The organism is Nostoc sp., from assembly GCF_036916975.1.
Taxonomy (GTDB): domain Bacteria; phylum Cyanobacteriota; class Cyanobacteriia; order Cyanobacteriales; family Nostocaceae; genus Nostoc.
On the sequence record NZ_JBALFF010000030.1, the window covers coordinates 47,848 to 72,591 of the forward strand.

Here is a 24,744-nt window from a genome sequence, read left to right on the forward strand (position 1 = left end):
AAGAGTTGGATTCAAAACAGTCAATTGTTGAGAAAATCGGCATACAGTGCCTTCACGGATCGCGCTAAAAGTAATAGAAGAAATGTTACGGCAGATGAGTGAACCCGGCAAAAGGCTGCTAAACCAGTATTTTTCAGAAGCAGAGTGGGTTTATGGCTCATAAAGTGAGGGCATCGGAACCTAAAAACATCTTTGTTAGGGGTAGAGAGCAACTGCTGCACTATGGTGTTGCTTTGCTATGCGTTGCCTTAGCAGTGGGGGTAACTCTGCTGCTCAATCGATATCTCACACCAACGCCTGCGGCGCTGTTTTATGTTGCGGTGATGGTGAGTGCTTGGTACGGTGGCTTGAGGCCGGGGTTACTTGCTACCGTTTTGTCTACTTTGGCAATTAACTATTTCTTTTTTAAGCCATTCTATTCAGATAACATTACAAATCTAAGTAGATTAGTGCCTCTAGTCGTGTTCATGCTGGCAGCAGGGTTAATCAGTTCGCTCAACGAATCACGGCGCACAGCCCAACAGAAAGCTGAGGCAAGTCTGAAGTCACTACGCGAAAGCGAGGCAAGGTTTGGTCGCTTAACAGAGTCTAATATTATTGGGGTAATTGTGGCTGATCTAAGCGGCTTAATTATTGAAGCCAATGATGCCTTTCTAGAAATGCTCAATTATACACGCGAGGATCTGCGCTCTGGGAGAATTCGCTGGGGCGATATTACTCCACCCGAATACATTGAGGTGAGTGAGCGAGCAATTGAAGAACTGAGAATTACTGGGAGTTGTCAGCCTTTTGAGCAAGAATACATCCGCAAAGATAGCTCTCAAGTTCCCGTCTTAATTGGCTTTGTCAAGCAGGGAGATCGGACAATTATTGGTTTTGTTCTTGACTTGAGCCAACGCCAAGCCGCACTGCGCGAAAGCAAACAAGCAGAAGTTGCCCAAAGCATCCTGCAAATGCTCTTAGAACACGTCCCAGAGGGAATTACCATCACCGACGGTCCCCCTAATTTCCCGATTATCGCCAACAGCAAACTCGCACAAGAGCTTTTGGGCAGACCTGGTGAATCCCTCGTTGGCATGACTTCTGGGGAATACGTTCAGTGCATCGGTCTGTTTTTAGCTGATGGTGTAACCCGCCTCACCCTAGAGCAATTGCCTTTATACCGGGCCACGCGCTACAGTGAAACAATCCGCGATGAAGAATACATCATTGAACGTCCTGATGGAACCCGGATTATAGCGATCGCTAATGTAGTACCAGTTCGGAATTTTCAAGGTGAAATTATCGCTGCAATAGATTGCTGGCGGGATATCACCAACCGTAAGCGCATCGAAGAGGCACTGCGGCAACGAGAAAGTGAACTTCGTTTAATTACAGATACCCTACCAGTTCTGATTTCTTTTGTAGATTCAGAACAACGCTACCGCTTCAATAACCGAGCATATCAAGAGTGGTTTGGGTCTTCGGGTGCAGAAGTTTATGGAAAGCACCTTTGGGAAGTTGTGGGTGAACCCGCTTATCAAGTACTTCGTCCTTATGTGGAGCAAGTACTCGCAGGAGAGCAGGTCACTTTTGAAAGTCAAATTCCTTATCAAGATGGCGGCACACGTTATATTAACGCTATTTACGTCCCCCAGTTTAATCAACAGGGAACCGTTGAAGGGTATGCGGCATTAGTTACTGACATCAGCGAACAGCAAGCTGCACTGCGCGAACGCAATCAAGCAGAAGAGGCATTGCGCGAGAGCAATGAGCGGCTAAACTTTGCGCTGCAAACCGCAGAATTGGGTGACTGGGATCTGGACTTGAGCAATCAGTCTGCTCGCCGTTCCCGAAGACACGACCAAATCTTTGGTTACGAGTCTCTCCTACCCGAATGGACTTACAAAATGTTCCTAGAGCACGTCTTACCTGAAGATCGCCCTTTGGTTGATGCCAAATTTCGGACTGCTCTAATTAATCAGGATATCTGGGATTTTGAGTGCCGCATTCGCCGTGTTGATGGAGAATTACGCTGGATTTGGGCAAGGGGTCATATTTATCATAATGCCCAAGGGGAAGCAGTGCGGATGCTAGGGCTGGTCGCCGACATTAGCGAACGCCATCTGGCAGAAGAAACGCTACGTGACAGCGAGGAGCGATATCGGATTTTAACGGAAGTGTCACCCCAGGCTATTTGGATGGGCGATCGCCATAGTGGTATTACTTATTGCAATCAATACTGGTTTGATTACAGTGGGCTGACAATGGAGCAGACTACTGGCTATGGCTGGATTGATATCATTCATCCCGAAGACCGCGTAGGGGTCTTTAAAACTTCCATGCAGGCTGTTGCTAACGGTACAAACTACGAAGCAGAAATTCGCTTCCGGCGAGTTGATGATGGTAGCTATCGTTGGCATATTGTCCGCGGTTTGCCATTTCGAGATGCAGCCGGACAAATTATTAAGTGGGTGGGCGTGGCCAGCGACATTCACGATCGCAAAGTTGCCGAAGCCGCCCTGCAACAACTCAACGAAATGCTAGAGCAACGGATTCAAGAACGCACAGCCCAACTCGAAGCCGCCAACAAAGAACTCGAATCTTTCTCTTATTCAGTCTCTCACGACTTGCGATCGCCCCTTCGCCACATCGCCGGATTTATCGAATTGCTTCAGAAACGGCATAGCTCAACAACTACATTAGATGAAACAAGTCAGCGTTATTTAAGAATAATTGCAGAAACTAGCAAACAGGCAGGAATACTAATAGATGAGTTGCTCACATTTTCTCGCATGGGGCGCACCGAAATGCGCTACATCAACATCAATATGGAGCAACTAGTGGAAGAAATAAAACGCGATTTACAAACCCAAACCCCAGGACGCACAATCAATTGGCACATAAAGTCACTGCCAGAAATCCAGGGCGATCCCTCCATGCTGCGGCTGGTGCTTCGCAACCTCATAGACAATGCCGTAAAATATACCCAGACTCGAAACCCAACAGAAATTACTGTTGGCAGTACTGACAATGAAAACGAAGTTGTCTTTTTTGTCCAAGATAACGGCGTAGGTTTTAATATGCAATATGTACACAAGCTATTCGGAGTATTTCAACGCCTGCATAGCGACCCACAATTTGAAGGCACTGGTGTTGGATTGGCAAACGTGCAACGCATTATTCATCGGCATAATGGCCGAGTCTGGGCAGAGGCTATAGTTGACAGTGGAGCCACCTTCTATTTTTCACTACCTAAGTTGTCGAAGAAGGAGGGCGAATGAAAGAACTGAAGCGAATTCTGCTGATTGAAGACAGTGCCAACGATGCAGAATTAATATTGGCCGCCTTATCAGAAAATCATCTCGCCAACGAAGTAGTAGTCTTGCGTGATGGAGAGGAAGCACTAGATTATCTCTATCGCCGGGGACTGTTTCGCTTGCGGATGGAAGGGCATCCGGTTGTGGTGCTGCTCGATTTAAAACTACCTAAAATCGATGGATTAGAAGTACTGGCAGAACTAAAATCTGACCCCATAATGCGAGTGATTCCAGTGGTGGTATTAACTTCTTCCCGTGAGGAGCCAGACTTAATTCGATGCTACGAGTTAGGCGTTAATGCCTATGTCGTCAAGCCTCTTGATTACCATGAGTTTGCCGATGCTATTAAAGGTGTGGGACTGTTTTGGGCAGTGATTAATCAGCCTCCTGTTGGCGCTCTACCTCCAGCACCTCATCGTCAACAGGAGAGGAACTAATGAATTTACTGCGTTTCCTGCTTTTGGAAGACAGTTTGTTAGATGCAGAGCTTGCCGAAGCGATGTTAACTGAAGGCGGAATTAATTGTAAACTAATACGAGTTGAAACTGGCGCTGATTTCTTGGCGGCTTTGGAAGCAGAAACTTTCGATTTAATTCTTGCCGATTATGCCTTACCATCTTTTGATGGCATTTCGGCTTTAAAAATTGCCCGAAATAGTTGTCCAGAGGTTCCTTTTATCTTTGTTTCTGCCGCGCTGGGTGAAGAATTAGCGATCGAAGCCCTGAAGAATGGTGCAACGGATTATGTATTAAAACAACGATTAGGGCGGTTAGTTCCCTCAGTGCAACGGGCATTGCGGGAAGCCAAGGAGCGCCGGGAGCGCCAGCAAGCAGAAGAGTCTTTACAGAAAAGTGAAGCTAAGTATCGCCAAATTGTTGATACCTCTTATGAGGGAATCTGGATGATTGACTCTCAATCACGAACAGAGTTTGTCAATCAACGGCTTTGTGAGATGTTGGGCTATCCGGCAGAAGAAATGCTTGCTCGTTCTATGTTTTATTTTATCGATCACGTTGATGGAGTAGCACCCGAAGAGAAACTGGACTGGCACAAGCAAGAAGGCAGCGATCTTAAAGAAGCTCGATTGCGCTGCAAGGATGGTTCCTACATTTGGACGCTGATTTCTGCCAGAGCGATTTTGAATGAACAAAATCAGTTCTTGGGTGCGATCGCTATGTTAACTGATATCACCGATCGCAAGCGTACCGAATCAGAACGCGATCGCCTTTTGCAACTTGAGCAAAAAGCCAGGGCCGAAGCAGAGGCTGCTAACCGGATCAAAGATGAGTTTCTAGCAGTCCTTTCTCATGAATTGCGATCGCCACTGAATCCGATTATCGGCTGGTCAAAACTATTGCAAAGCCGTAAATTTGATGAGATATCGCTCCAAAAAGCCCTTCAAACTATTGAGCGCAATGCCAAATTACAAGCTCAACTAATTGAAGATTTACTAGATGTTTCTCGCATCCTCCAAGGCAAACTCAACCTCAATATGATGCCAGTCAATCTAGCATTTACCATTGAAGCCGCAATGGAAACAGTGCATTTAGCAGCAGAGGCAAAAACGATTCAGATTGAGACGGCCCTTGATCCGCAGGAGAAAGTTTTGGGTGATTCAGCCCGATTACAGCAAGTCTTCTGGAATTTGTTATCGAATGCTGTCAAGTTTACAGCGACTGGGGGAAAAGTAAATGTGCGATTGGAGTCCATTGACGCTCAAGTGCAGATTACTGTCAGCGATACAGGTAAAGGCATTCACCCTGATTTTCTCCCTCATGTCTTTGACTATTTCCGTCAGGGTGACGGTACAACAACTAGAAAATTTGGTGGGCTAGGATTAGGTTTAGCGATCGCTCGTCACTTAGTCGAAATGCACGGTGGAACGATTTGGGGCGAAAGTCTTGGCGAGGACAAAGGAGCTATCTTCACAGTTAGATTACCACGGCTCAAGGAAACTGCAACAATCAAGGATGATACGAATCCTGATTCCTCAACTGCCGTTTTTGCTTCTCCACTGATGGGTTTACAAGTTTTGATTGTAGATGACAATGCTGATACGCGCGACTTTTTCAGCTTTGTCCTGGAACAGTTTGGAGCGATCGTCACCACAGTAGCATCAGGAGATGAAGCATTACAAATACTAATCCAGTCAAAGCCAGATATCTTACTCAGCGATATTGGGATGCCAGAGATGAACGGCTATATGCTGATGCAACAGGTGCGGACTCTAGAGGCAGAAATCGGCCAAAAACAGATTCCAGCGATCGCTCTGACTGCTTATGCAGGCGAAATTAATCAGCAGCAAGCACTAAAAGCAGGCTTTCAACACTATATCGTTAAACCTGTAGCACCAGAGGAATTGATCACGGCGATTTCTAATCTAGTTTAATCTACTTAAGTGTTTGCGCTCAACCTCTCGTCTGCGATATAAGTCAATACGGTTCAGATAAACTTTTTATCTCCCCCCCTGCAACGCCAGCGTCCCCTGCTCAATAACAGCCTGCCTCAACGGATAATATTTCTTAACCTAAGCGTATAGCGGTATAGCGGTTCTCGTTTAGGGGCCAGGCACTGCCATACCCCTAAACCTGGCAATATAATCTTGTACCGCATCTGAATCAGAACCGCTATATAAGTCAGCGACAACGTAGGGAGATAAAACTTGTGGGTCAAGCATATTGACAAAATGTACTTTTTATTAACCTCTCACAGATGCTATCCACCGCAGTTCAGAGGATGGTTGAAAAATAACTTATCAAAGATTTTATAGATAATTTCTATGAGATAGATTTAAGGGTCAGTCAAGTAGTTACGTGTTTGTACTCTATCATAACCTTACATATCCTCTTAAAATCAACCTAAATTTACTTCCGTAAGGGGTCAGATATGAAGACTTATGACATGTCTTTCATAAAGACAAATGGACTCACAAGTTTATTGGTATTTGTCTCAATTATATTTCTTTTCACATTAACTCTAATTTTTTCATTCTTTGAAAACATTGCAGAATTTACAAATCAACAAAAAATAGAATATATTAATCAAGCTTTAACAACTGTTGCCATCATTATTGGAGGATTAGCATTAATTATTAATGCTTACTATACCTCCAGACTCTCTTTTAGCGAAAACCAGAGTGTATTCACCAAACTCCTTGCTGGGACACTAGCTTGGGACAACAGCATCGTAACTGACATTAAGAAGACCCAAGGAACTTTAGAAGAAATTGTTCCAGAACGTTTTTCTAAAGCAATCGAACAGTTGGGAAATGAAAAAATTGAAACCCGGTTTGCCGCAATTTATGCTTTAGAGCGAATTGCCAAGGATTCTCACAAAGATCATTGGACAATTATGGAAATTCTCGCTGCGTTTATCCGCGAGAATGCCCCACTAAATCAGCAATATGAGGACGAGTCAGAGAACTCATCAAAACTTCCTACAGATATTCAAACAGCCTTGACTGTCATTGGACGACGCGATTCACATAAAGATCCGGTAAATCAGAAACTAGATTTACGCAATACAGACCTCAGTAATGCAGACTTAACCGAAGCTAACCTTTCTAGGGCAATCCTCATAGGAGCTAACTTGCAATGGGTCAATTTTACCCGAGCAAATCTCTCAGAGGCAGACTTATCAATAACCTATGTTTGTGGATCGATCTTCTATGAAGCCAACCTCTCAAAAGCAATCCTCCCAGAAGCCAATCTTCAAGGCGCAGTCCTCAGAAAAGCCAACCTCTCAAAGGCAGTCCTTTACGATGCCAACTTGGAAGGAGCAATCCTTTGTGATGCCAAATTACAAGCAGCAATCCTTTGTGGTGCCAACTTAGAAGGAGCAATCCTTTGTGATGCCAACTTAGAAGGAATAAACCTTGAGGATAGCAACCTTCAAGATGCCAACCTGATTGGCAGTAACTTGCAAAACGCAAAACTTGCTGGAGCCAACTTAGAAGCTGTGTTATTCAGCACAGCCAACCTACAAGATGCTAACTTCCAAGAAGCTAACCTCTCTAGAGCAAACTTGAGCGGATGTGAAAACCTTGAATTACAGCAGATTGAACAGGCAATTGGCGATCGCACAACAATCCTACCAGAAAACTTTAAAATACCCAAAAGCTGGAAGTAACAAAAAGCTAAAGTTTCAGCCAATTAAGCCTCTTGTTGTTATAACCCGCACAAGCGGGGTTTTTTGTATAGACGCGCTTAAATATATCACTCAAAGTTATATAAATCTCAAAATTAAAGATATTATTTATAAATTAGAATTTATTTATTTGTTTGTATGTATTTTCTGACAAAAATCTTTTTCTGACCGAATTTATCTCTAATTGTTGGCGCTGTTACAACCCGCTACTTTGAAAACATTTACTATACCTGAGTCCTTTAAAAAAAAGTATTTCATCAAAAACATAAATGTATTAATACTGGATGACTTGTTGTTATTTGCTCCAGCTAAATCGCAGTAGGTTGGTAAAAGCTCAATAATTACCATTTTTAATTAAATCGGAATCGAAAAATTCACAATAACTATTTAGTTTTTTCTGCGCCACTAGTTAAGAGGTAATCTATGGTGCGAAATTCAAAGCTAGGGTACAGAACGTTCCCTAAGTCTATTCTGCGTCTATCCGTTGGTATAGGTATAATTGCATTTTTATCGATTGGGGGAATAAGTTTTTATATACTAAAAAGCTGGCAAAATTATGCAAATTCAGAAGCACAAGTGCCAGTAACACAATTGCCACAGTTAAAAACGGTAACAGCTTTAGGATGGATTGAACCACAGGGAAAAGTAATTAAACTCTCTGCTGCGGTATCTGCGGAAGGAAGTAGGGTAGAAAAGTTGTTAGTGAAAGAGGGGGATAAAGTAAAAGCAGGACAAGTGATTGCGATTTTGAACAGCCGCGATCGCTTACAAGCAGAATTAGAACAGGCACAAGAACAAGTAAAAGTAGCCCAGGCGAACCTAAACCGCACCCAAGCAGGTGCTAAACCCGGTGAAATTGCCGCCCAAAAAGCCGCGATCGCTCGTTTAAAGGCAGAACGCCAAGGTGATCTTAATACCCAAGTAGCGACAAGTGAGCGATTCCAAGCCGAAGTGCGTAACGCCCAAACAGAAGACGAACGCTATCAGCAGCTATATCAACAGGGGGCAATTTCCGCTTCCCAACAAGATAACAAGCATTTAAACTTGGAAACCGCTCAAAAAAGCCTGCAAGAAGCACAAGCGCAGTTAAATCGGACACAATCAACTAGCCAGCAAGAGATTAAAGAAGCCACAGCAACACTCGATAAAATTGCCGAAGTCCCCGGAGTAGATATAGAAGCTGGCCAAGCAGAAGTTAATCGTGCCATAGCAGCCATGAATTTGGCAAAAGTAAATTTAAAACAGGCCGAAGTGCGATCGCCTCAAGATGGACAGGTATTTGAGATCCATACTCATCCCGGCGAATTAATCTCAAATGATGGCATTGCTGATATCGGACAAACCAATCAGATGTATGTCATAGCCGAAGTCTACGAAAGCGATATTGACAAAGTGCGTTCAGGGCAGCAAGTGCGAGTATTTGGTGATTCCCTCTCCATTGAATTGCAGGGAATCGTAGATCGCAAAGGCTTACAAGTGCGGCGACAGAATGTCATTAACACAGATCCTGCTAACAATATCGATAACAGAGTAGTCGAAGTCCATATCCGACTAGATGAAGCCTCCAGCCGAAAAGCCGCCACCTTAACCAATATGCAAGTTAAGGCAGTAATTGAATTATGAATTGGGCATTGGGAATTGGGAATTGGGAATTGGGAATTGGGCATTGGTTATTATCCTTGTCTCCCCAACTCCTAACTCCAAACTCCTAACTCCAAACTCCAAACTCCTAACTGCTAACTCCAAACTCCAAACTCCTAACTGCTAACTCCAAACTCCTAACTCCTAACTCCAAACTCCAAACTCCAAACTCCTAACTGCTAACTCCAAACTCCAAACTCCTAACTCCAAACTCCAAACTCCAAACTCCAAACTCCAAACTCCAAACTCCAAACTCCAAACTCCTAACTCCTAACTCCAAACTCCAAACTCCAAACTCCTAACTCCTAACTCCTAACTCCCCCCTTCTTAATAATGTGATTAAACAACTGCGACGGCGAACCCCTCTTGGATGGCTGCAACTGAATCATGAAAAAAGCCGTCTTTTAGTGGCATTGTCAGGGATTGCCTTTGCGGATCTTCTCATGTTCATGCAACTGGGCTTTCAGACTGCGCTGTATGACAGTAACACTAGACTACATCGCAGTTTGCAAGCAGACATTGTTTTAACCAGTCCTCAAGCCCGTAACTTGCCAAGCTTGTCTACATTTTCTCGGCGGCGACTTTACCAAGCAATGGATATACCAGGGGTGAAGTCAGCAGAACCAATGTATTTCAACAACACAATCTGGAAAAATCCCCAAACACATCGTGAGACGGGGGTGTTAGTTATCGGGTTTAATCCAGATAAGCCAGCCTTTAACTTACCCGATGTTAACCAGCAATTGCAGATAATCAAGCTACCAGGTGCTGTATTGTTCGATCGTGGTGCTAGAGGAGATTATCAAAAAGCGATCGCTCAAATTGACCAAGGTAAAACCTTAACCACCGAAATAGAACGGCGCACAATTACCATTAGTGGTTTATTTCAAGTCGGCGCTTCCTTTGGTTCTGATGGCAATTTGATTACCAGCGATCAAAACTTTTTGCGGCTATTTTCTGGGCGACAGTCCAGCAGTGTCAGTTTAGGTTTGATTAAGGTAAAGCCAGGTTATGACCCAAAAAAGGTAGCAGCAACATTGAAAGCCTACCTAAAAGATGATGTCAGAGTCTTAACCCACGCCGAATTTATTGAATTTGAGAACAACTTTTGGAGAACAAATTCCCCAATTGGGTTTATTTTCAGCCTCGGTGTATCAATGGGCTTTGTGGTGGGCGTGATTATCGTCTATCAAGTCCTTTCCACCGATGTTAATGCCCACGTTCGGGAATACGCCACCTTCAAAGCAATGGGATATCGCAATTACTACCTGCTGGGTGTGGTACTTGAAGAATCGTTGATATTGGCAGCACTGGGCTTCTTCCCCGGATTAGGAGTGTCCTTAGCACTTTACCAACTGACTCGCACTGCCACAAATTTGCCCATGTACATGACTGCAATTCGAGCATTGCAGGTATTAGTGCTGACCATAATTATGTGTACAATTTCCGGTGCGATCGCAACCCGCAAACTCCAAGCCGCCGACCCTGCTGATATGTTTTAGAACCAGCAAAGTGAGGAGTAGGGAATAGGGAATAGGGAAAAATTTTTACAACTCCCAACTCCCAACTCCTAACTCCCAACTCCCAACTCCCAACTCCCAACTCCCAACTCCCAACTCCCAACTCCCAACTCCTAACTCCTAACTCCCAACTCCCAACTCCCAACTCCCAACTCCCAACTCCCAACTCCTAAAATATGCTTCCCGTCATCTCCATCCAGAATCTCGACCACTATTTTGGTCAAGCCTCACTCCGTAAGCAAGTTTTATCTAACATCAACTTAGAGATTAACGCCGGTGAAATTATTATTATGACTGGGCCTTCTGGTTCTGGAAAGACTACCTTGCTGACCTTAGTAGGTGGATTGCGTTCTACCCAATCTGGTAGTTTGCGGGTGTTAAGACAAGAACTTTGTGGTGCTAGTCCTGAAACACTAATGCAGGCGCGACGGCGTAACGGTTATATTTTCCAAGCACATAACTTGCATGGTAGTTTAACAGCACTCCAAAACGTCAAAATGGCTTTGGAATTGCACAAACATCTTGGGTTAAAAATAATGCTCGCTAGGTCAGCCCAAATGCTAGAACAGGTAGGATTAGGAAATCATTTGCATTACTATCCTGATAAACTGTCTGGGGGACAAAAACAACGAGTAGCGATCGCTCGTGCCTTAGTTAGTCATCCTCAAATAATCCTAGCCGATGAACCCACCGCCGCCCTTGACAGTCAATCGGGACGAGATGTAGTCAATCTCATGCAAAAACTTGCAAAAGAACAAGGCTGTACCATCTTGATGGTTACTCATGACAACCGCATCCTAGATATTGCCGATCGCATCGTTCACATGGAAGATGGCAAACTCAAGGCAAAAGTAAAACTATCAGCTTAGAGTTGATAGCCTTTATTACTCGAGCTTTTCAACTCGGAATGAGAGTTTAAGTAAAATCACTGATATTTTACACCCGACACCATATATTAACATTAGTAATATCTGTTACGAGTCTATAAACGGGTATTAAGAATTAAACCACGTCTATCTTGAAACCTATAATTCTTCCACGATCAAAAGAATTTGCCCTCATCCCCCAACCCCGAATCCCAAATCTGGGATTTGGGGAGCCAGAATTTCAAACTTCCTCTCCCAAATCTGGGAGAGGGATTTAGGGAGAGGGTGAAAACTCCGATTCTCAACTTAGATAAGAATTAAATAAACTGAAAATCCTATAAATTATTTATACATATATCAATAAAAATTATCATAGGATCGGCATCTTGTATACGTATCAACTTAACGTAAAAGTCATGTCCCGCAAAGAACAGAACTTCCTTACTAATAGCAAAATAACTTTAGTTCCAGATGGGTCAAGAAGCCGAAAGTTTTGCTATTTCTAGGCTTTTTTTGACACAAATGGGCATCTTGCCCACCCTACTTGTGCAAATTAAATGCTCAACAGCTTACTAAATCTAGCTTTGCCTAAATTTTTTGGGGTTATTTATGACGCTTTCCCCTTGGTTTACCTGGTTTGGGTGATTTACTTACACCACCTTTAACCTAGCAGTATGGTATGAGAGTCCAGTTGAACAAGTGTCCAGTTGATTATAAAATTTTATTCAAGTATTATTATGTAATGGTTAAACCCTAACAGGTTTCTTTTGTTGCCTAATAAATGATACCTATAGTAAACCACGAGAGCGTCTTTGCCATCAATCTAGTTAAATTTGAAGATTATTGCCAATGTGATACACCTAGATTATTAAAGTTAACACCAATTCACTAAATTACAGTTACAAATCATTCTGCCTTGTCTCTTCCCCCCTGCCTTTGTCCGATCCATAAGTCCGTGACGGATTTCCCAATATTTAATTTATGGTTTTCAATAACATCTAGTTCAAACAGGAAACACTAGTAAAAACAAGCTAGTCTATTGTGCAACATAAGCAAGGGATTTTTGTAGCTCTATGATTATTGAGAATAGCGCTAATAGTTCAAACAAGAAGTTGCTCGGTTTTAATGTTAAAGCAATAAATGTGTTAAAGGGAATATTTGTTATTCTCCCTTTAACCTTGGTATTGCCTGTAGACGCATTACAAGTAAAAATTACTCCAACTAATCCTAAATTAGGGGATACAATCTCGGTAGAAATTAATCGAGATAATTCCGCCACTGGTACAAATCCAACAGTAGCTAGTGGTAATAATACATACCCAGCCTTTGAAATTGCCCCCAATCAGTATCGGGCTTTTGTTCCCACAACTCCACTAGAAAAAGCTGGAACTAGAACGCTTCGAGTTACAGGAGATGGTCAAGTACAAAACTTGGCAGTAAATGTGCTTAATCGCAAGTTCCCCGTACAACGTATTACTTTGCCGCCAGGAAAAGCCGGAGTAGATGCCACAGAATATGAACTTAAGCGCGTGGCAGCTTTTAAAGCACTACAAACACCCGAAAAGTATTGGAATGGAGTATTTCTAAAACCAAATGCAGGGCGGATGAGTACAAACTATGGTGTACGTCGCTACTATAATGGTACATTTGCAAAAGACTACTATCATCGTGGTCTTGACTACGCTGGTGCTGCCGGATCATCGGTAATTGCCCCAGCCTCTGGGCGAGTTGCTTTGGTCGGTAGAGTATCACAAGGGTTTCGGATACACGGTAACGTAGTTGGCATTGACCACGGTCAAGGAGTAACCAGTATTTTCATGCACCTGAGTCGTATTAACGTTAAAGAAGGTGATTTTGTGAAAGCTGGTCAACTAATTGGCGCAGTAGGTTCAACCGGTGCTGCCACGGGGCCACATTTGCACTGGGGTCTGTATGTCAACGGACAATCTGTTGATCCAACACCTTGGCAAACTAAGGTCGTTAAGTAGTAGAGGCGGAGTCGATCGCGTCTGTGCATAATTTGTGTTTTTTTGTTGGTAATTACCCAAAATAAATTGGATTGATACCGTCCCTACCAAGCTTTGCTAACATAAATAATGATAAGCATTATGAGTATTGAAAAAATTGTCGAACAAGCTCTCCAGGATGGTTATTTGACACCAGCAATGGAAGCAGAAGTCGGTAGAATCTGTGACAACGCCTCGGAACTCTCAATTGAAGAGTATATGGCACTGGATCGGCTGATGGGTTCGCTATTGACTGGTGACGTAGTGGCGGTACCTCGCAAACAATTTATTAACGTTATGGAAGAATTGGTACTGACAGAAGCGATCGCACGAGTCGCAGAAATCGAAGCTACCAGCGAAAGTTCTCTAGATGTCGGGGATATTGCTGCTTACGCTCTCAACAGGCTACCACCTCTATATGCTACTACAGAAGAAGGTGCTAACTTCCAGCGCCAAACGGCTCAGGCACAACTGCAAGAGTTAATTTCTCAGCAAATAAGTGAGGCGATTAACCGTTACCTCCATCGACCCCATTTCTTCCCTGAACGGCAAGCTTTGGGTAAAAACACTGGAAATGAGGTTGTACGCCAAGTTAGTGCTTTACTCCAAACTTATGCACCTAACTTTGAGCAAAATGACAAGCCAAATCACAAGCCAAATCACAAGCCAAATCACAACGACTCTTAATTAATTAATCACGTACTAACACTGTTGTCCCTAAACTCACTTGCTCATATAACAATCGAACATCAGAATTACGCATTCTTAAGCAACCGTGGGATACAGCTGTTCCTACCAGGTCGATTTCCGGTGTGCCATGAAAGCCAATTTCATTCCGTCCATCTGACCAAAAACCAATCCATCTGTCTCCCAAGGGACTATCCGTACCAGCCTTAAATACTTTGCCTGTAATTGGGTGACGCCAAACAGGATAGTGTCGCATGTTAATCACCTGGAAAGAACCTGTAGGCGTTTCCCAACCTTTCTTACCTACAGCAATTGGGTAGCTAGCTATCACCTCATCTCCTGCGTATACATAAGTACGGCGATCGCTTAAATCAACCACTACTTGTGTCTTGACATCTGCTTGCCTATTAGATGAGACTTGCTGGGCTGAAGCCTCAGACCATAGACCTTTTCGCCAACTATCTGTAACTGGATTTTGTCTTTCTGTTTGCGCCACCAGCCGTGTCTTAGTTGGTAAGTCGGCTTGTTTAGCTACATTTTTGTTAAGAATTTGAGGCTGAGTTTGAGGGAGAATTGCGCCTACATTAGTCCCTTTTATTACATTATTATTAATTATTTTCGACTTACTTGCTTTCGCTACATTATTATTAATTATTTTCGACTTAGCTTGAGGCTTAATAGCAGAGGACTTTAATTTCAACACCCTCTGGGCAGTTGAGCCTTGGGTGGCTTCATCAGCTGGCACAGATCCACCCAGTGCAATTTCCCCTAAACTGACTTGGGAAAGATTCTTAGAGACTGCTTCTGGGCGGCTTCCCTTAGGATTGGTTAGGGTAGAATCTCGCCGCATCGCAGTAGATACAGACTTATCAGACTGCCGTTGTGCCGTAGTAATGCGCCAATGGACAGCTAAAGATAAAAATGCTGTGCCAAAACAGAGCAACATTACCATCCGCCCTACAGATTCATTTCTTACCATTGCTATCGCCTATTGTTTATCCCTGACATATCCAACCGACTAATTGGATGAGTTCATCATCCGCTCATCAAAAATTTATCAATACTTATCATTTCCGTTATAAATATGCCAACACCTCTGGGCAAACTAAAACTATGCAAATTGTCCCAGCAGCAAAACTCCAAAGTTCTGGGGGTTGTAAGCCACTACTTAGACTTTCTGGTGCAACTTTTGAAATGTAGTAATCAATTATTAGCCGTGTCGGTGGGAGAAAAACCATGCCTGAAAAACTATTCTTAGCAGTCACAATTACATTTTCCATCAATTTCCTTTTTCAAGTTCGCGTACCAAATCAACACAATGGCGCTACCTACGGGTTACAACCAGAACAATCAGCAGCTATTCTAGTAACAAAATCAAAAAAATAAATCACCATTATAGTCACCACAGCAAGCCAACTTCCAGAAATTAATACCTGAACTTTAAAGGTATTAACAAGTTAGAATTACAAAATTTTTATCTTCATCCTTATAACCAGATTTAATTATTTTTATCAAGCGTATATACCCAGTTGCAAAAATTACCAAAATATGCATATTACAGCGCTTTTATTAGTTAATGGGTCTTGGGCAGCTATGCCAGCAGTATAAGAAAAAAGCGGCTCTCTTTATTGCTATAAATGTATCCAAAATTATCTGCCTCAGTGTTCCAGTCATAAATCCGTCACCTTAGCATGGAACTTCTGTCCCATTAGCAGGTCTAATAGATAGGGATGATTTAGAGCCAGTACGATCTATGAGTCAGTCGATCTCTGTATCCTGGTCAACGGTTGATGCAAAGTATCCAGAAGCATCAGTGCAAGTTGACAAACTCCCTAACCACGATTTAATTTTGCGAACTCAAGCGGGACTGCGACCAGATCGTGTTGCGTTTGCAGAACTATTACGCCGCTATCAAAGTCAAGTTGATAGAGTTTTATATCACCTGGCTCCAGATTGGGCTGACAGAGCCGATTTGGCTCAAGAAGTTTGGATTCGAGTCTATCGGAATATTAACCGATTACAAGAGCCTGCCAAATTTCGGGGCTGGTTAAGCCGCATTGCCACCAACTTGTTTTATGACGAGTTACGGAAACGCAAGCGGGTTATGAGTCCTTTGTCGCTGGATGCACCCCGTTCCTTAGAGGACGGTGAGATGGATTGGGAAATCGCTGGTGATACCCCAGGACCTGAAGAAGAACTGACAACCAGAGAATTTTACGAACAACTGCGAGAAGCGATCGCGGATTTACCAGAAGTTTTTCGTACTACCATTGTCCTGAGAGAAATCGAAGGCATGGCTTATGAAGAAATTGCCGAAATCACTGGAGTTTCTTTAGGAACTGTCAAATCAAGAATAGCCAGAGCTAGATCGAGGCTGCAAGCTCACTTGCAGAATTATCTAGACTCCTAATTTACAATATCTTGTCTCTGCCCAATGGCAGAATTTAAGGATTGATTAATAATTACACCAAAGACGTAGATCGCTTCTGCCCTGAGGAGGAAAATTGGCTAATTTCTCCGAACTTCCCACCCAGTTTACCCGTGTATGAATTGGTAATAATGTTAAGATGACTACTGATTCTCAGTTTTCCGACCGTTCTCCTTTGCAACTTCCTGAAAATTTGTCAGATGGAATGGCCAATCATACCAATGAATCAACGGGTCTTATGGATATGGTGAAGCGCGATCGCTTCGAGTTATTGAGTGCTTATCTCGATGGTGAAGTCACAGCCACTGAACGCAAGCAAGTAGAAGAATGGCTAGCAAATGATGCCTCAGTTCAATGCTTGTATGCTCGACTTTTGAAGCTGCGTCAAGGCTTGCGGACTCTCCCAGTACCAACAGCCCAACAGTCACCAGAAGCAACAGTTGGGCAAGTATTAACACGTTTGCGCCGCCGTTCACGTTTAAACTGGATGGCGGGAGGTGCAGCCGTTGCCGCTTGTGTAATGGGTGCAGTATCTAGTTTAGTACCTATTGCTTTGAGAGCGCCGCAACTGGCACAACGACCACAAATAGAACCGATAGAAACATCATCAGCGTCGTCTATAATTCCACCTTCTCCTTTGATGGTGGGGCTAAATAACCCGGTAATTGAAATTCCTAAAGCAGCAGTAGCTTCTCCAGAAAATCCAATTTATCCGGTACAGCCGCAACGTCACGACTCCAAACAGGACATAAACTAATCGCAACAGTTCACAGATCATAACTGTACTTTGCGGTTAAACCACAGCCACTCCACCAGCCCTCAGGTTGGAGGAAGCCTCCTGATTGGTCAACTTGCTCTAGAGCCATTAAATAAACCCAAGCCCAACTATAAGAGAGCGACTGTGGCTGATAAACCTCGATAAGTTGTCGATTATAGAGGTTTTCTGGTGGTTGTCTATTAGGCTGGTAATCTTCCAGTACATCTAGCTCATTTAAAATTTTTGGGTTGGAAAAAGAAAGTAAATATCCGTGAACTTGGCTATCCCCTAGCGTCATGGCTGGGTAGCCCATTGGCAAAGCAAACAATTTACCTTGTACAAAGGCTCTTTCAAAATTAACTACTTTGCCAGCACAATATTTTTTATAGTTAGCTTCACCTGGTTTAAGCGTCCCGTAAACAAAAACCCGCACTAAATCAGAAAATTTTATATTCGATTCAGCCATCGCCTATTTTTACCATCTAAATTTCTTTTTCTACCGCAGGACTGAGTATTGTAAACGCGTGATGTGAGCATAGCGAAAAAGTGAGTTAGTCTCATTACAGAGACACAAAAATAATGTAGAGAGGAATATCGTAAGTTTCATCAATAATCCCCTCCTCACATCATACATAGAAAATTTAGGTATAATAAGTAGCTAGCTAGCATCAGTTATTTGGGCAACTTAAGAGAGTAGTTAGATCCACTCTTAAGCCTTCTCATGATCATTTCTAGCCCACAGGAAGCACAGATAAAAGTTAGATTTTTTGAGGATATTTACAAATCGAAAATAGAAAAACTTCCATTTCTGCGAGATGTCGATGGAGAATTTCAAATAAGGCAAATTAAAAGGTATGAAAGGCAGTTTACTATAAAAATTTGAGGATTTTATGAAAAATAGACCAGCTAGTAATGCAATTCAGGGAGACTTATTTTCCGGGTTTGACTCCGTTGTAGATGAGTCAATTGAGAGCATAGATAAAGAAGTTTTATCTATGCCAGATGCAGAGGTTACTTTCTATCGCAATTTTTTCAATCAGCAAGAAAGTGATGAGCTTTTTCAAACCTTGCATAACGAAATAAAATGGCGACAAGATAAGATGAATATTTATGGTAAAGAGGTAAACTTACCAAGAAATACTGCTTGGTATGGAGATAACAATATGTCATATAAATTCTCAGGGATTCATCTTGAACCAGAACCTTGGATACCTACGCTGCTAAAAGTAAAAGAGAAAGTTGATGAGATTGCAAAAGTTAACTTTAACAGCGTATTACTAAATCTTTACCGAGATGGGAACGATGGAATCTCCTGGCACACAGATGCTGAATCAGAGCTAGGTAAAAATCCTGTAATTGCTTCTATTAGCTTGGGCGGAGCAAGAAGGTTTATGTTTAGATATAAACATAGTCGGGATGTGAAAGCAGAAATTGAGTTAATACATGGCAGCTTCCTTCTGATGGCGGGTGTAACACAGCATTTTTGGCAGCATCAAATCCCCAAAACATCGAAGCACGTTCAACCAAGAATCAATTTAACTTTCAGGGTAATTAACCATTCCTGTTGATGGGATTTAGAAACACAGACAATAACTAACCAGTATTATGGTACTTTTCTCTGAGGCTGCGCCTCCAGTGGTGAGTTGAGAGACTTATGTAGGCGTTACGGACTAAAGCCTATTGGGAATGGAGGGTACAAGACTAATTGGATTGTCACCTTGATGGCATTCCCACAGATAGCACTCGCTAAAAATTTGGCAGGGAAGACGGTTGAACTCACCAGGCTTTAGCGTTATTCAATTCCTTGAAGGGGTGGTAGATGAGATGAATTCACCCACTGATGAGCAAGCAGCGCTAGATCAAGTTGACGATGGAGGGTAAAGGTATGAGCTATTCTGACAGATACAACCAAGAGAATTTGCTTAACTTGCACAAGGCTAAGATACACCTTGAAATGGCGATCGGACTGCTAATTCAGTAAATCAGTTTAGAACTATAACACATCTAGTCCCCAGCATCTAAGCTTAGGGACTTTTTTATGTCCCATATACCTCAACTTGTTGAACTTTAGAGATATAAGATAGATAGAAATAGGGGGTAGAAATAAATAGTAAATTGATTTGTAAATTAAATTAGGGACTTCCAACAAATAAATTACCCAATCTTGTGGGGTGGGCATCTTACCCGCCCTTGTATATGGGCGCTCATGTTGCCCACCCCACAAAAAGTAGTTGAGTATTTTTTTATTTGTCAGTCCCTGAGAAAATTACTAGACAAATAATTCCCTCAAGATAGTGGCTCAAATGTACTAGTAAGGGTCAAATACTAGAAAATTAGTAGAAGTAAAGTGTAACAGGCATGAAACCATTGGAAATACGTGATGTTGATTCTCGATATAACCCAGCAGCGATTGAGGAAAAATGGCAAAAAACATGGGTAGAACTTGGCTTAGATAAAACACCGATAGCTACCAACAAGCCAAAATTTTACGCTCTTTCCATGTTTCCTTATCCATCGGGTAGCCTACACATGGGTCACGTCCGTAATTATACGATTACCGATGTGATTGCCCGCCTGAAACGAATGCAAGGGTATCGAGTAATACATCCAATGGGTTGGGATGCCTTTGGCTTGCCAGCAGAAAATGCCGCCATTGACCGTGGTGTACCCCCAGCAAAGTGGACTTATCAAAATATGGCCCAGATGCGGCAACAATTGCAGCGTCTTGGTTTATCCATTGATTGGGAATGTGAACTTGCTACCTGTTCACCCGATTATTATAAGTGGACGCAATGGATTTTCTTGCAATTTTTGCAAGCGGGGTTAGCTTACCAAAAAGAAGCAGCAGTAAACTGGGACCCCATTGACCAAACTGTATTGGCAAACGAGCAAGTCGATAACGAAGGACGTTCTTGGCGCAGTGGCGCAATAGTTGAGCGTAAATTATTGCGACAATGGTTTTTCAAGATTACCGACTACGCCGAAGAATTGCTCAATGACTTGCATAAATTGACAGGTTGGCCAGAACGCGTCAAGTCAATGCAGGCAAACTGGATTGGCAAATCTACAGGTGCTTACTTAGAATTTCCTATTATTGGGATAGATGAAAAAATCGCTGTGTATACCACGCGCCCAGATACGGTTTATGGTGTCAGCTACCTAGTCTTGGCACCAGAACATCCCTTAACAAAGCGTGTCACCACAAAAGAACAACAAGCAGCCGTAGAAGTTTTTATTAAAGAGGTTTCCAATCAAAGTGAGTTGGAACGTACCTCTGAAGACAAACCTAAGCGGGGTATTTCCACAGGTGGGGTAGCAATTAACCCATTTACAGGGGAAGAAGTGCCGATTTGGATTGCTGACTATGTACTGTATGAGTATGGTACTGGGGCAGTGATGGGTGTACCAGCCCACGATGTCCGGGATTTTAAGTTTGCTAAAAATTACGATTTGCCAGTTGATTTTGTTATTGCTTCCCCAGATGATGTTGCAGGTTTTGACTTAACTCCAACATCAGAGATTAATGAAGTAACACAACTCATCCAAATTGAATATAACCAGGCATATACTGAACCAGGAATTTTAATTAATTCTGGGGCTTTTACTGGCATGACTTCCACAGATGCTAAACAAGCGATAATTAAATACGCCGAACAACAAGGTTTTGGTAAAGAGCGAGTGCAATATCGCTTGCGGGATTGGTTAATTTCGCGGCAGCGTTACTGGGGCGCACCAATACCTGTAATTCACTGTCCCAACTGTGGGATAGTGCCAGTTCCTGATAAAGATTTACCAGTCCAGTTGCCGGAAGAAGTAGAATTTACTGGACGTGGCGGTTCACCTTTGGCTCAGTTGGAAAGCTGGGTAAATGTGCCTTGTCCAACTTGCGGCACTCCAGCCAAGCGGGAAACTGACACGATGGATACTTTTATTGATTCCTCGTGGTATTTTTTGCGCTTCCCTGACGCTAAGAATGAACAACAGGTTTTTGATTCCAGTAAAATCAATGACTGGATGCCAGTCAATCAGTATGTGGGTGGAATTGAACACGCGATTTTACATTTGTTGTATTCGCGCTTCTTTACTAAGGTACTACGAGACAGAGGTTTGTTAAACTTTGACGAACCCTTCCAACGCCTGTTAACTCAAGGTATGGTACAAGGTTTAACTTACCTAAATCCCAACAAGGGCGGCAAAGATAAATGGATTCCTTCTAATCTGGTAAATTCAGCCGACCCCCGCGACCCCCAGACAGGCGAACCACTGCAACGTCTCTACGCCACCATGTCTAAATCAAAGGGTAACGGTGTAGCACCAGAAGATGTAATTGCCAAATATGGTGTAGATACAGCGCGGATGTTCATCTTATTCAAAGCGCCGCCAGAAAAAGACCTGGAATGGGATGAAGCCGATGTGGAAGGACAATTCCGCTTTTTAAATCGGGTTTGGCGTTTAGTGACAGATTATGTTGCAGCTGGGGTATCCCGTAAGCAAGCCCAACTCGCTGATTTAACTAAGGCAGAAAAGGAATTGCGACGGGCGATTCACACAGCTATTCAAGCGGTGACAGAAGACGTTGAAGACGAATATCAATTCAATACAGCTATTTCGGAATTGATGAAGTTGAGTAACGCCCTAACTGATGCTGACGGAAAAAATTCACCAATTTATGCAGAAGGGATTCGGACTTTGGTGGTATTGCTAGCACCCTTTGCACCACATATTGCTGATGAATTGTGGCATTTATTAGGTGAAAGTAATTCAGTTCATACTCAAACTTGGCCGTCATTTGACCCAGTTGCTTTGGTAGCTGATGAAATTACTTTAGTGATTCAAATTATGGGCAAGACTCGCGGCTCAATTCAAGTACCAGCACAAGCAGATAAAGCAGCGTTAGAGAAATATGCCCGTGAATCAGAAATTGCTCAACGTTACATCGAGGGTAAGGAGATTAAAAAAGTAATTGTCGTGCCTGGAAAGTTGGTGAATTTTGTAGTTAGTTAAGTACAGCTTTGCATAAAATCGTGGCGAATTGAGGGTTGAAATTTAAACGCAAATGCGCTTTGCCTTCTCGCAGGGTAGGCACGCAGAGAATTTGCTACGAATTATTAATGAAATTTTGTACTTAGCAATCGATAAAATTGTAAATGTAGCCTGACAAAACATCAGAGGATTTACATCCATGACACTCAAAGAGTTAGAACAACAACTTCTTGCCCTCAGTCCTGGTGAAAAATTGCAGGCTATACAGTTACTTGCTCAAAGTCTCGGCAACAATTGGCAAAGAATTGAAAAAACTCCTAGAGTCTGTGGTGGAGAGGCTTGCATCGCTAAAACTCGTATTCCCGTTTGGGTACTTGTGGAAGCTCGCCGTCTTGGATATAGTGATGCTGACCTTTTGACGAGCTATCCAACCATTACAGCTACAGATTTAGCTAATGCTTGGGTATATGCAGAAGCTCATCCCGATGAAATCGAATTGGCAATTGAGCGTAATGAGGCAGCCTAGTCGATGGCACGGTTTTACGCAGACGAGCAGTTTCCGTTTCCAGTTGTGGAATTATTACGCGCTTTGGGGTATGATGTTTTGACAGTTCAAGAAGCAGGAAATGCAGATAAAGGTATACCTGATGAGGAAGTGCTGGCATTTGCTACAAGTCAAAAACGCTCGATATTAACTATCAACAGAGATGATTTTATCCGTTTGCATCGGCGTGATTCTAACCACTTCGGTATTATTGTTTGCACGAACAATCGTAATTGGGAACAGTTTGCAGCACGGATAGATGAGGCTGTGACAGCAGAAGAACCGTTGCAAGGAAAACTAATTCGTGTGGTGCGTCCAGTAACTTAAAATATATTCGTAATTCGTAATTAAGTTTTGTAATGGAGATTTAGACCCTGGCTAACATACTTGCCGCTTGTTAGAAGCGGGGGATTTAAACTAATACGCTTGGGTTAAGAAGAATAGTCGGTTGGGTTGAGCTTAACCGTTACCCAAGAAAGCTTTGATGATGTTGGGTTGAGGAACGAAACCCAACCTACACCAGTTTTATTTTTTAGCCTTAACCCAAGCTTACAGCACTTTGCAAGTAAATGAAGTACACATCTTAATATGATAAATTTTGTGGGGTGGGCATCCTGCCTGCCCTTGTGTACTTCATTGAGATGAAATGTGCTGTATTGGGATTTAAACCCACAGAATTGGTTAAAAAGGTTTTGATGGAAAGCAGAAATGCTAAAGTCATCAAGTATATGTTGGAAAAATTTTTATACCAGTAGTTGCCTTCTCTGGTAAATGTGTATTTAAAAACATCTGTTGTATCTTCCAGAGAGTTGCACTGTTTTATTTATACACGAAAAAGCGCTTGAGAGTTTTGCTCACTCAAGCGCTTTCCCGTAAAAGCTTATACCAACTCACTCGTTTGATGCAACATTTGAAATCTGCAACGCCCCTTTATCAGGGAACATTGCGGGGATAACTTGTGACAAACATGTGGTGAAATGGTATCACTCCTTGCACTAACTAAGAATATCTCTTTTGCAATAATACCGGGGATCTGGTGAGTGACAGTTTCTAAACTGAACACTAGTTAAAAACGACTCACCATGAATAGTAACTAACAAGACTAAGCACGATTGTAGCAATTTTGTAAGTATAGTATAAAAACTTATAGTTGAGCGGCGTAGGCGTAGCCCGCACAAGGTATTGCCTACTTCTAAGTATAGTTTAAAAATGTGCAGCAATTAACAGCATATATATCTCATATTTGGCAGCAAATTAACCTTCAACTATCAGTAGAAAATCTTAATTGAGTAAGCCAGATAAGCCTTAGATATTGGCATCGAAGCGATTTGGACTGAAATAAATCATTAGATGCTCCATAAATGTAGGTATTCTTTAGAGGATGGCAATCCAAGAAAAATGCTCGACTCAAGCAGATTGAAAAATTTGGGTTGGGTATCTTTTATCTTTTAGCAAACGGCGACATCCAACCGTTCCGCATAGTGTAGGCGGTTACTTCCTTCGTTGAAGCAAAACACAGGTTTTTCATCGACACTTCCCGTGATATTCAAAACGAATTTGCGTGTTTTTATAAAAACAACAGAGGGATTATATGGGTAAGATTTAAGAATTGATTATACCCTGTGCCTAAAGTTGTGAGACTATAGATAGACGCTTCACCCTTAGCTAAAATAGCGACTCTTTTACGATCGCACGCCTTAACGTGGCGTTTAGGTGTGTGGTAAAATTGCCTGGAACAAAGGTATCATCTGAGTTAGAGTCTGGTATAAATAAATACGATTTAGCTAAGGTTTAACTCTTTGTCATAGTTAACTTTTTAACGAACTGCGTTCGTGCAGCGTCTTGCAGAGTTGGACGCAAAGAACCC

Annotated in this window: 20 protein-coding genes; 16 read left to right on the forward strand and 4 right to left on the reverse strand. The window is 42.5% G+C overall.

All coding sequences use genetic code 11. The features are described from left to right. Positions 1 to 20: 20 nt before the first annotated feature. Positions 21 to 161 carry a hypothetical protein gene (locus tag V7K73_RS05500; RefSeq protein WP_334877855.1) on the reverse strand — a complete coding sequence of 47 codons (141 nt, stop codon included), beginning with the start codon at positions 159 to 161 and terminating at the stop codon, positions 21 to 23. Between V7K73_RS05500 and V7K73_RS05505 the strand changes: the two genes are divergently transcribed. The 9 genes from V7K73_RS05505 (at position 153) to V7K73_RS05545 (ending at position 14,165) form a co-directional block, all read left to right on the forward strand. Next, positions 153 to 3,263: a PAS domain S-box protein gene (locus V7K73_RS05505; protein WP_334877857.1), complete on the forward strand. Its 3,111-nt coding sequence runs from the start codon at positions 153 to 155 to the stop codon at positions 3,261 to 3,263. The genes V7K73_RS05500 and V7K73_RS05505 overlap by 9 nt on opposite strands. Beyond that, entirely contained in the window at positions 3,260 to 3,736 is a 477-nt protein-coding gene (locus tag V7K73_RS05510; RefSeq protein WP_334877859.1) for a response regulator, read from the forward strand. Before V7K73_RS05505 ends, V7K73_RS05510 begins: the two co-directional genes overlap by 4 nt. Then, complete coding sequence (locus V7K73_RS05515; protein ID WP_334877861.1) at positions 3,736 to 5,688, forward strand: hybrid sensor histidine kinase/response regulator; 1,953 nt, start codon at positions 3,736 to 3,738, stop codon at positions 5,686 to 5,688. The genes V7K73_RS05510 and V7K73_RS05515 overlap by 1 nt, the downstream gene beginning before the upstream one ends. 497 nt (positions 5,689 to 6,185) lie before the next feature. Beyond that, a complete protein-coding gene (locus V7K73_RS05520) occupies positions 6,186 to 7,427 on the forward strand; it encodes a pentapeptide repeat-containing protein (protein WP_334877863.1) in 1,242 nt (413 codons plus the stop codon). Between the two features lie 444 nt (positions 7,428 to 7,871). Next, entirely contained in the window at positions 7,872 to 9,068 is a 1,197-nt protein-coding gene (locus V7K73_RS05525; RefSeq protein WP_442936738.1) for an ABC exporter membrane fusion protein, read from the forward strand. Between the two features lie 353 nt (positions 9,069 to 9,421). Beyond that, positions 9,422 to 10,588, forward strand: coding sequence for an ABC transporter permease DevC (devC, locus tag V7K73_RS05530; RefSeq protein ID WP_334877867.1), 1,167 nt, complete (start codon positions 9,422 to 9,424; stop codon positions 10,586 to 10,588). 194 nt (positions 10,589 to 10,782) lie between these two features. Continuing rightward, positions 10,783 to 11,475, forward strand: a complete 693-nt coding sequence (locus V7K73_RS05535; protein WP_334877869.1) for a DevA family ABC transporter ATP-binding protein — start codon at positions 10,783 to 10,785, stop codon at positions 11,473 to 11,475. 1,070 nt (positions 11,476 to 12,545) lie between these two features. Continuing rightward, positions 12,546 to 13,460, forward strand: a complete 915-nt coding sequence (locus V7K73_RS05540) for a M23 family metallopeptidase (RefSeq protein WP_334877871.1) — start codon at positions 12,546 to 12,548, stop codon at positions 13,458 to 13,460. 120 nt (positions 13,461 to 13,580) lie between these two features. Next, complete coding sequence (locus V7K73_RS05545; protein WP_334877873.1) at positions 13,581 to 14,165, forward strand: late competence development ComFB family protein; 585 nt, start codon at positions 13,581 to 13,583, stop codon at positions 14,163 to 14,165. A 4-nt stretch (positions 14,166 to 14,169) separates the two neighbouring features. Here the strand turns inward: V7K73_RS05545 and V7K73_RS05550 are convergent, their stop codons facing one another. Then, a complete protein-coding gene (locus V7K73_RS05550) occupies positions 14,170 to 15,144 on the reverse strand; it encodes a L,D-transpeptidase (RefSeq protein WP_442936737.1) in 975 nt (324 codons plus the stop codon). Between the two features lie 97 nt (positions 15,145 to 15,241). Then, positions 15,242 to 15,403 (reverse strand): hypothetical protein, encoded by a 162-nt coding sequence (locus V7K73_RS05555; RefSeq protein ID WP_334877875.1) that lies wholly within the window; start codon positions 15,401 to 15,403, stop codon positions 15,242 to 15,244. On the opposite strand from V7K73_RS05555, the gene V7K73_RS05560 reads away from it, so the two are divergent. The 3 genes from V7K73_RS05560 to V7K73_RS05570 all read left to right on the forward strand — a co-directional run bounded on the left by V7K73_RS05560 (position 15,402) and on the right by V7K73_RS05570 (position 17,350). After that, positions 15,402 to 15,551, forward strand: a complete 150-nt coding sequence (locus V7K73_RS05560) for a hypothetical protein (protein WP_334877877.1) — start codon at positions 15,402 to 15,404, stop codon at positions 15,549 to 15,551. The genes V7K73_RS05555 and V7K73_RS05560 overlap by 2 nt on opposite strands. A gap of 367 nt (positions 15,552 to 15,918) precedes the next feature. Beyond that, positions 15,919 to 16,575 carry a sigma-70 family RNA polymerase sigma factor gene (locus V7K73_RS05565; RefSeq protein WP_334877878.1) on the forward strand — a complete coding sequence of 219 codons (657 nt, stop codon included), beginning with the start codon at positions 15,919 to 15,921 and terminating at the stop codon, positions 16,573 to 16,575. Between the two features lie 157 nt (positions 16,576 to 16,732). Next, positions 16,733 to 17,350 carry an anti-sigma factor family protein gene (locus V7K73_RS05570; RefSeq protein ID WP_334877880.1) on the forward strand — a complete coding sequence of 206 codons (618 nt, stop codon included), beginning with the start codon at positions 16,733 to 16,735 and terminating at the stop codon, positions 17,348 to 17,350. Between the two features lie 10 nt (positions 17,351 to 17,360). On the opposite strand, the gene V7K73_RS05575 is transcribed toward V7K73_RS05570, so the two are convergent. Then, the gene (locus tag V7K73_RS05575; protein WP_334877882.1) at positions 17,361 to 17,816 is read right to left on the reverse strand and encodes a gamma-glutamylcyclotransferase family protein; all 456 of its coding nucleotides are present in this window, start codon (positions 17,814 to 17,816) and stop codon (positions 17,361 to 17,363) included. 424 nt (positions 17,817 to 18,240) lie between these two features. Here V7K73_RS05575 and V7K73_RS05580 point away from each other — a divergent pair, with 424 nt between their 5' ends. From V7K73_RS05580 to V7K73_RS05595, 4 genes are all read left to right on the forward strand, one after another. Beyond that, positions 18,241 to 18,918: an alpha-ketoglutarate-dependent dioxygenase AlkB family protein gene (locus tag V7K73_RS05580; RefSeq protein WP_334877884.1), complete on the forward strand. Its 678-nt coding sequence runs from the start codon at positions 18,241 to 18,243 to the stop codon at positions 18,916 to 18,918. 790 nt (positions 18,919 to 19,708) lie between these two features. Continuing rightward, the gene (leuS, locus tag V7K73_RS05585) at positions 19,709 to 22,354 is read left to right on the forward strand and encodes a leucine--tRNA ligase (protein ID WP_334877886.1); all 2,646 of its coding nucleotides are present in this window, start codon (positions 19,709 to 19,711) and stop codon (positions 22,352 to 22,354) included. Positions 22,355 to 22,532: 178 nt separating this feature from the next. Then, positions 22,533 to 22,859, forward strand: coding sequence for a DUF433 domain-containing protein (locus V7K73_RS05590; protein ID WP_334877889.1), 327 nt, complete (start codon positions 22,533 to 22,535; stop codon positions 22,857 to 22,859). Between the two features lie 3 nt (positions 22,860 to 22,862). Next, a complete protein-coding gene (locus tag V7K73_RS05595) occupies positions 22,863 to 23,204 on the forward strand; it encodes a DUF5615 family PIN-like protein (protein WP_334877891.1) in 342 nt (113 codons plus the stop codon). Positions 23,205 to 24,744: the final 1,540 nt, after the last annotated feature.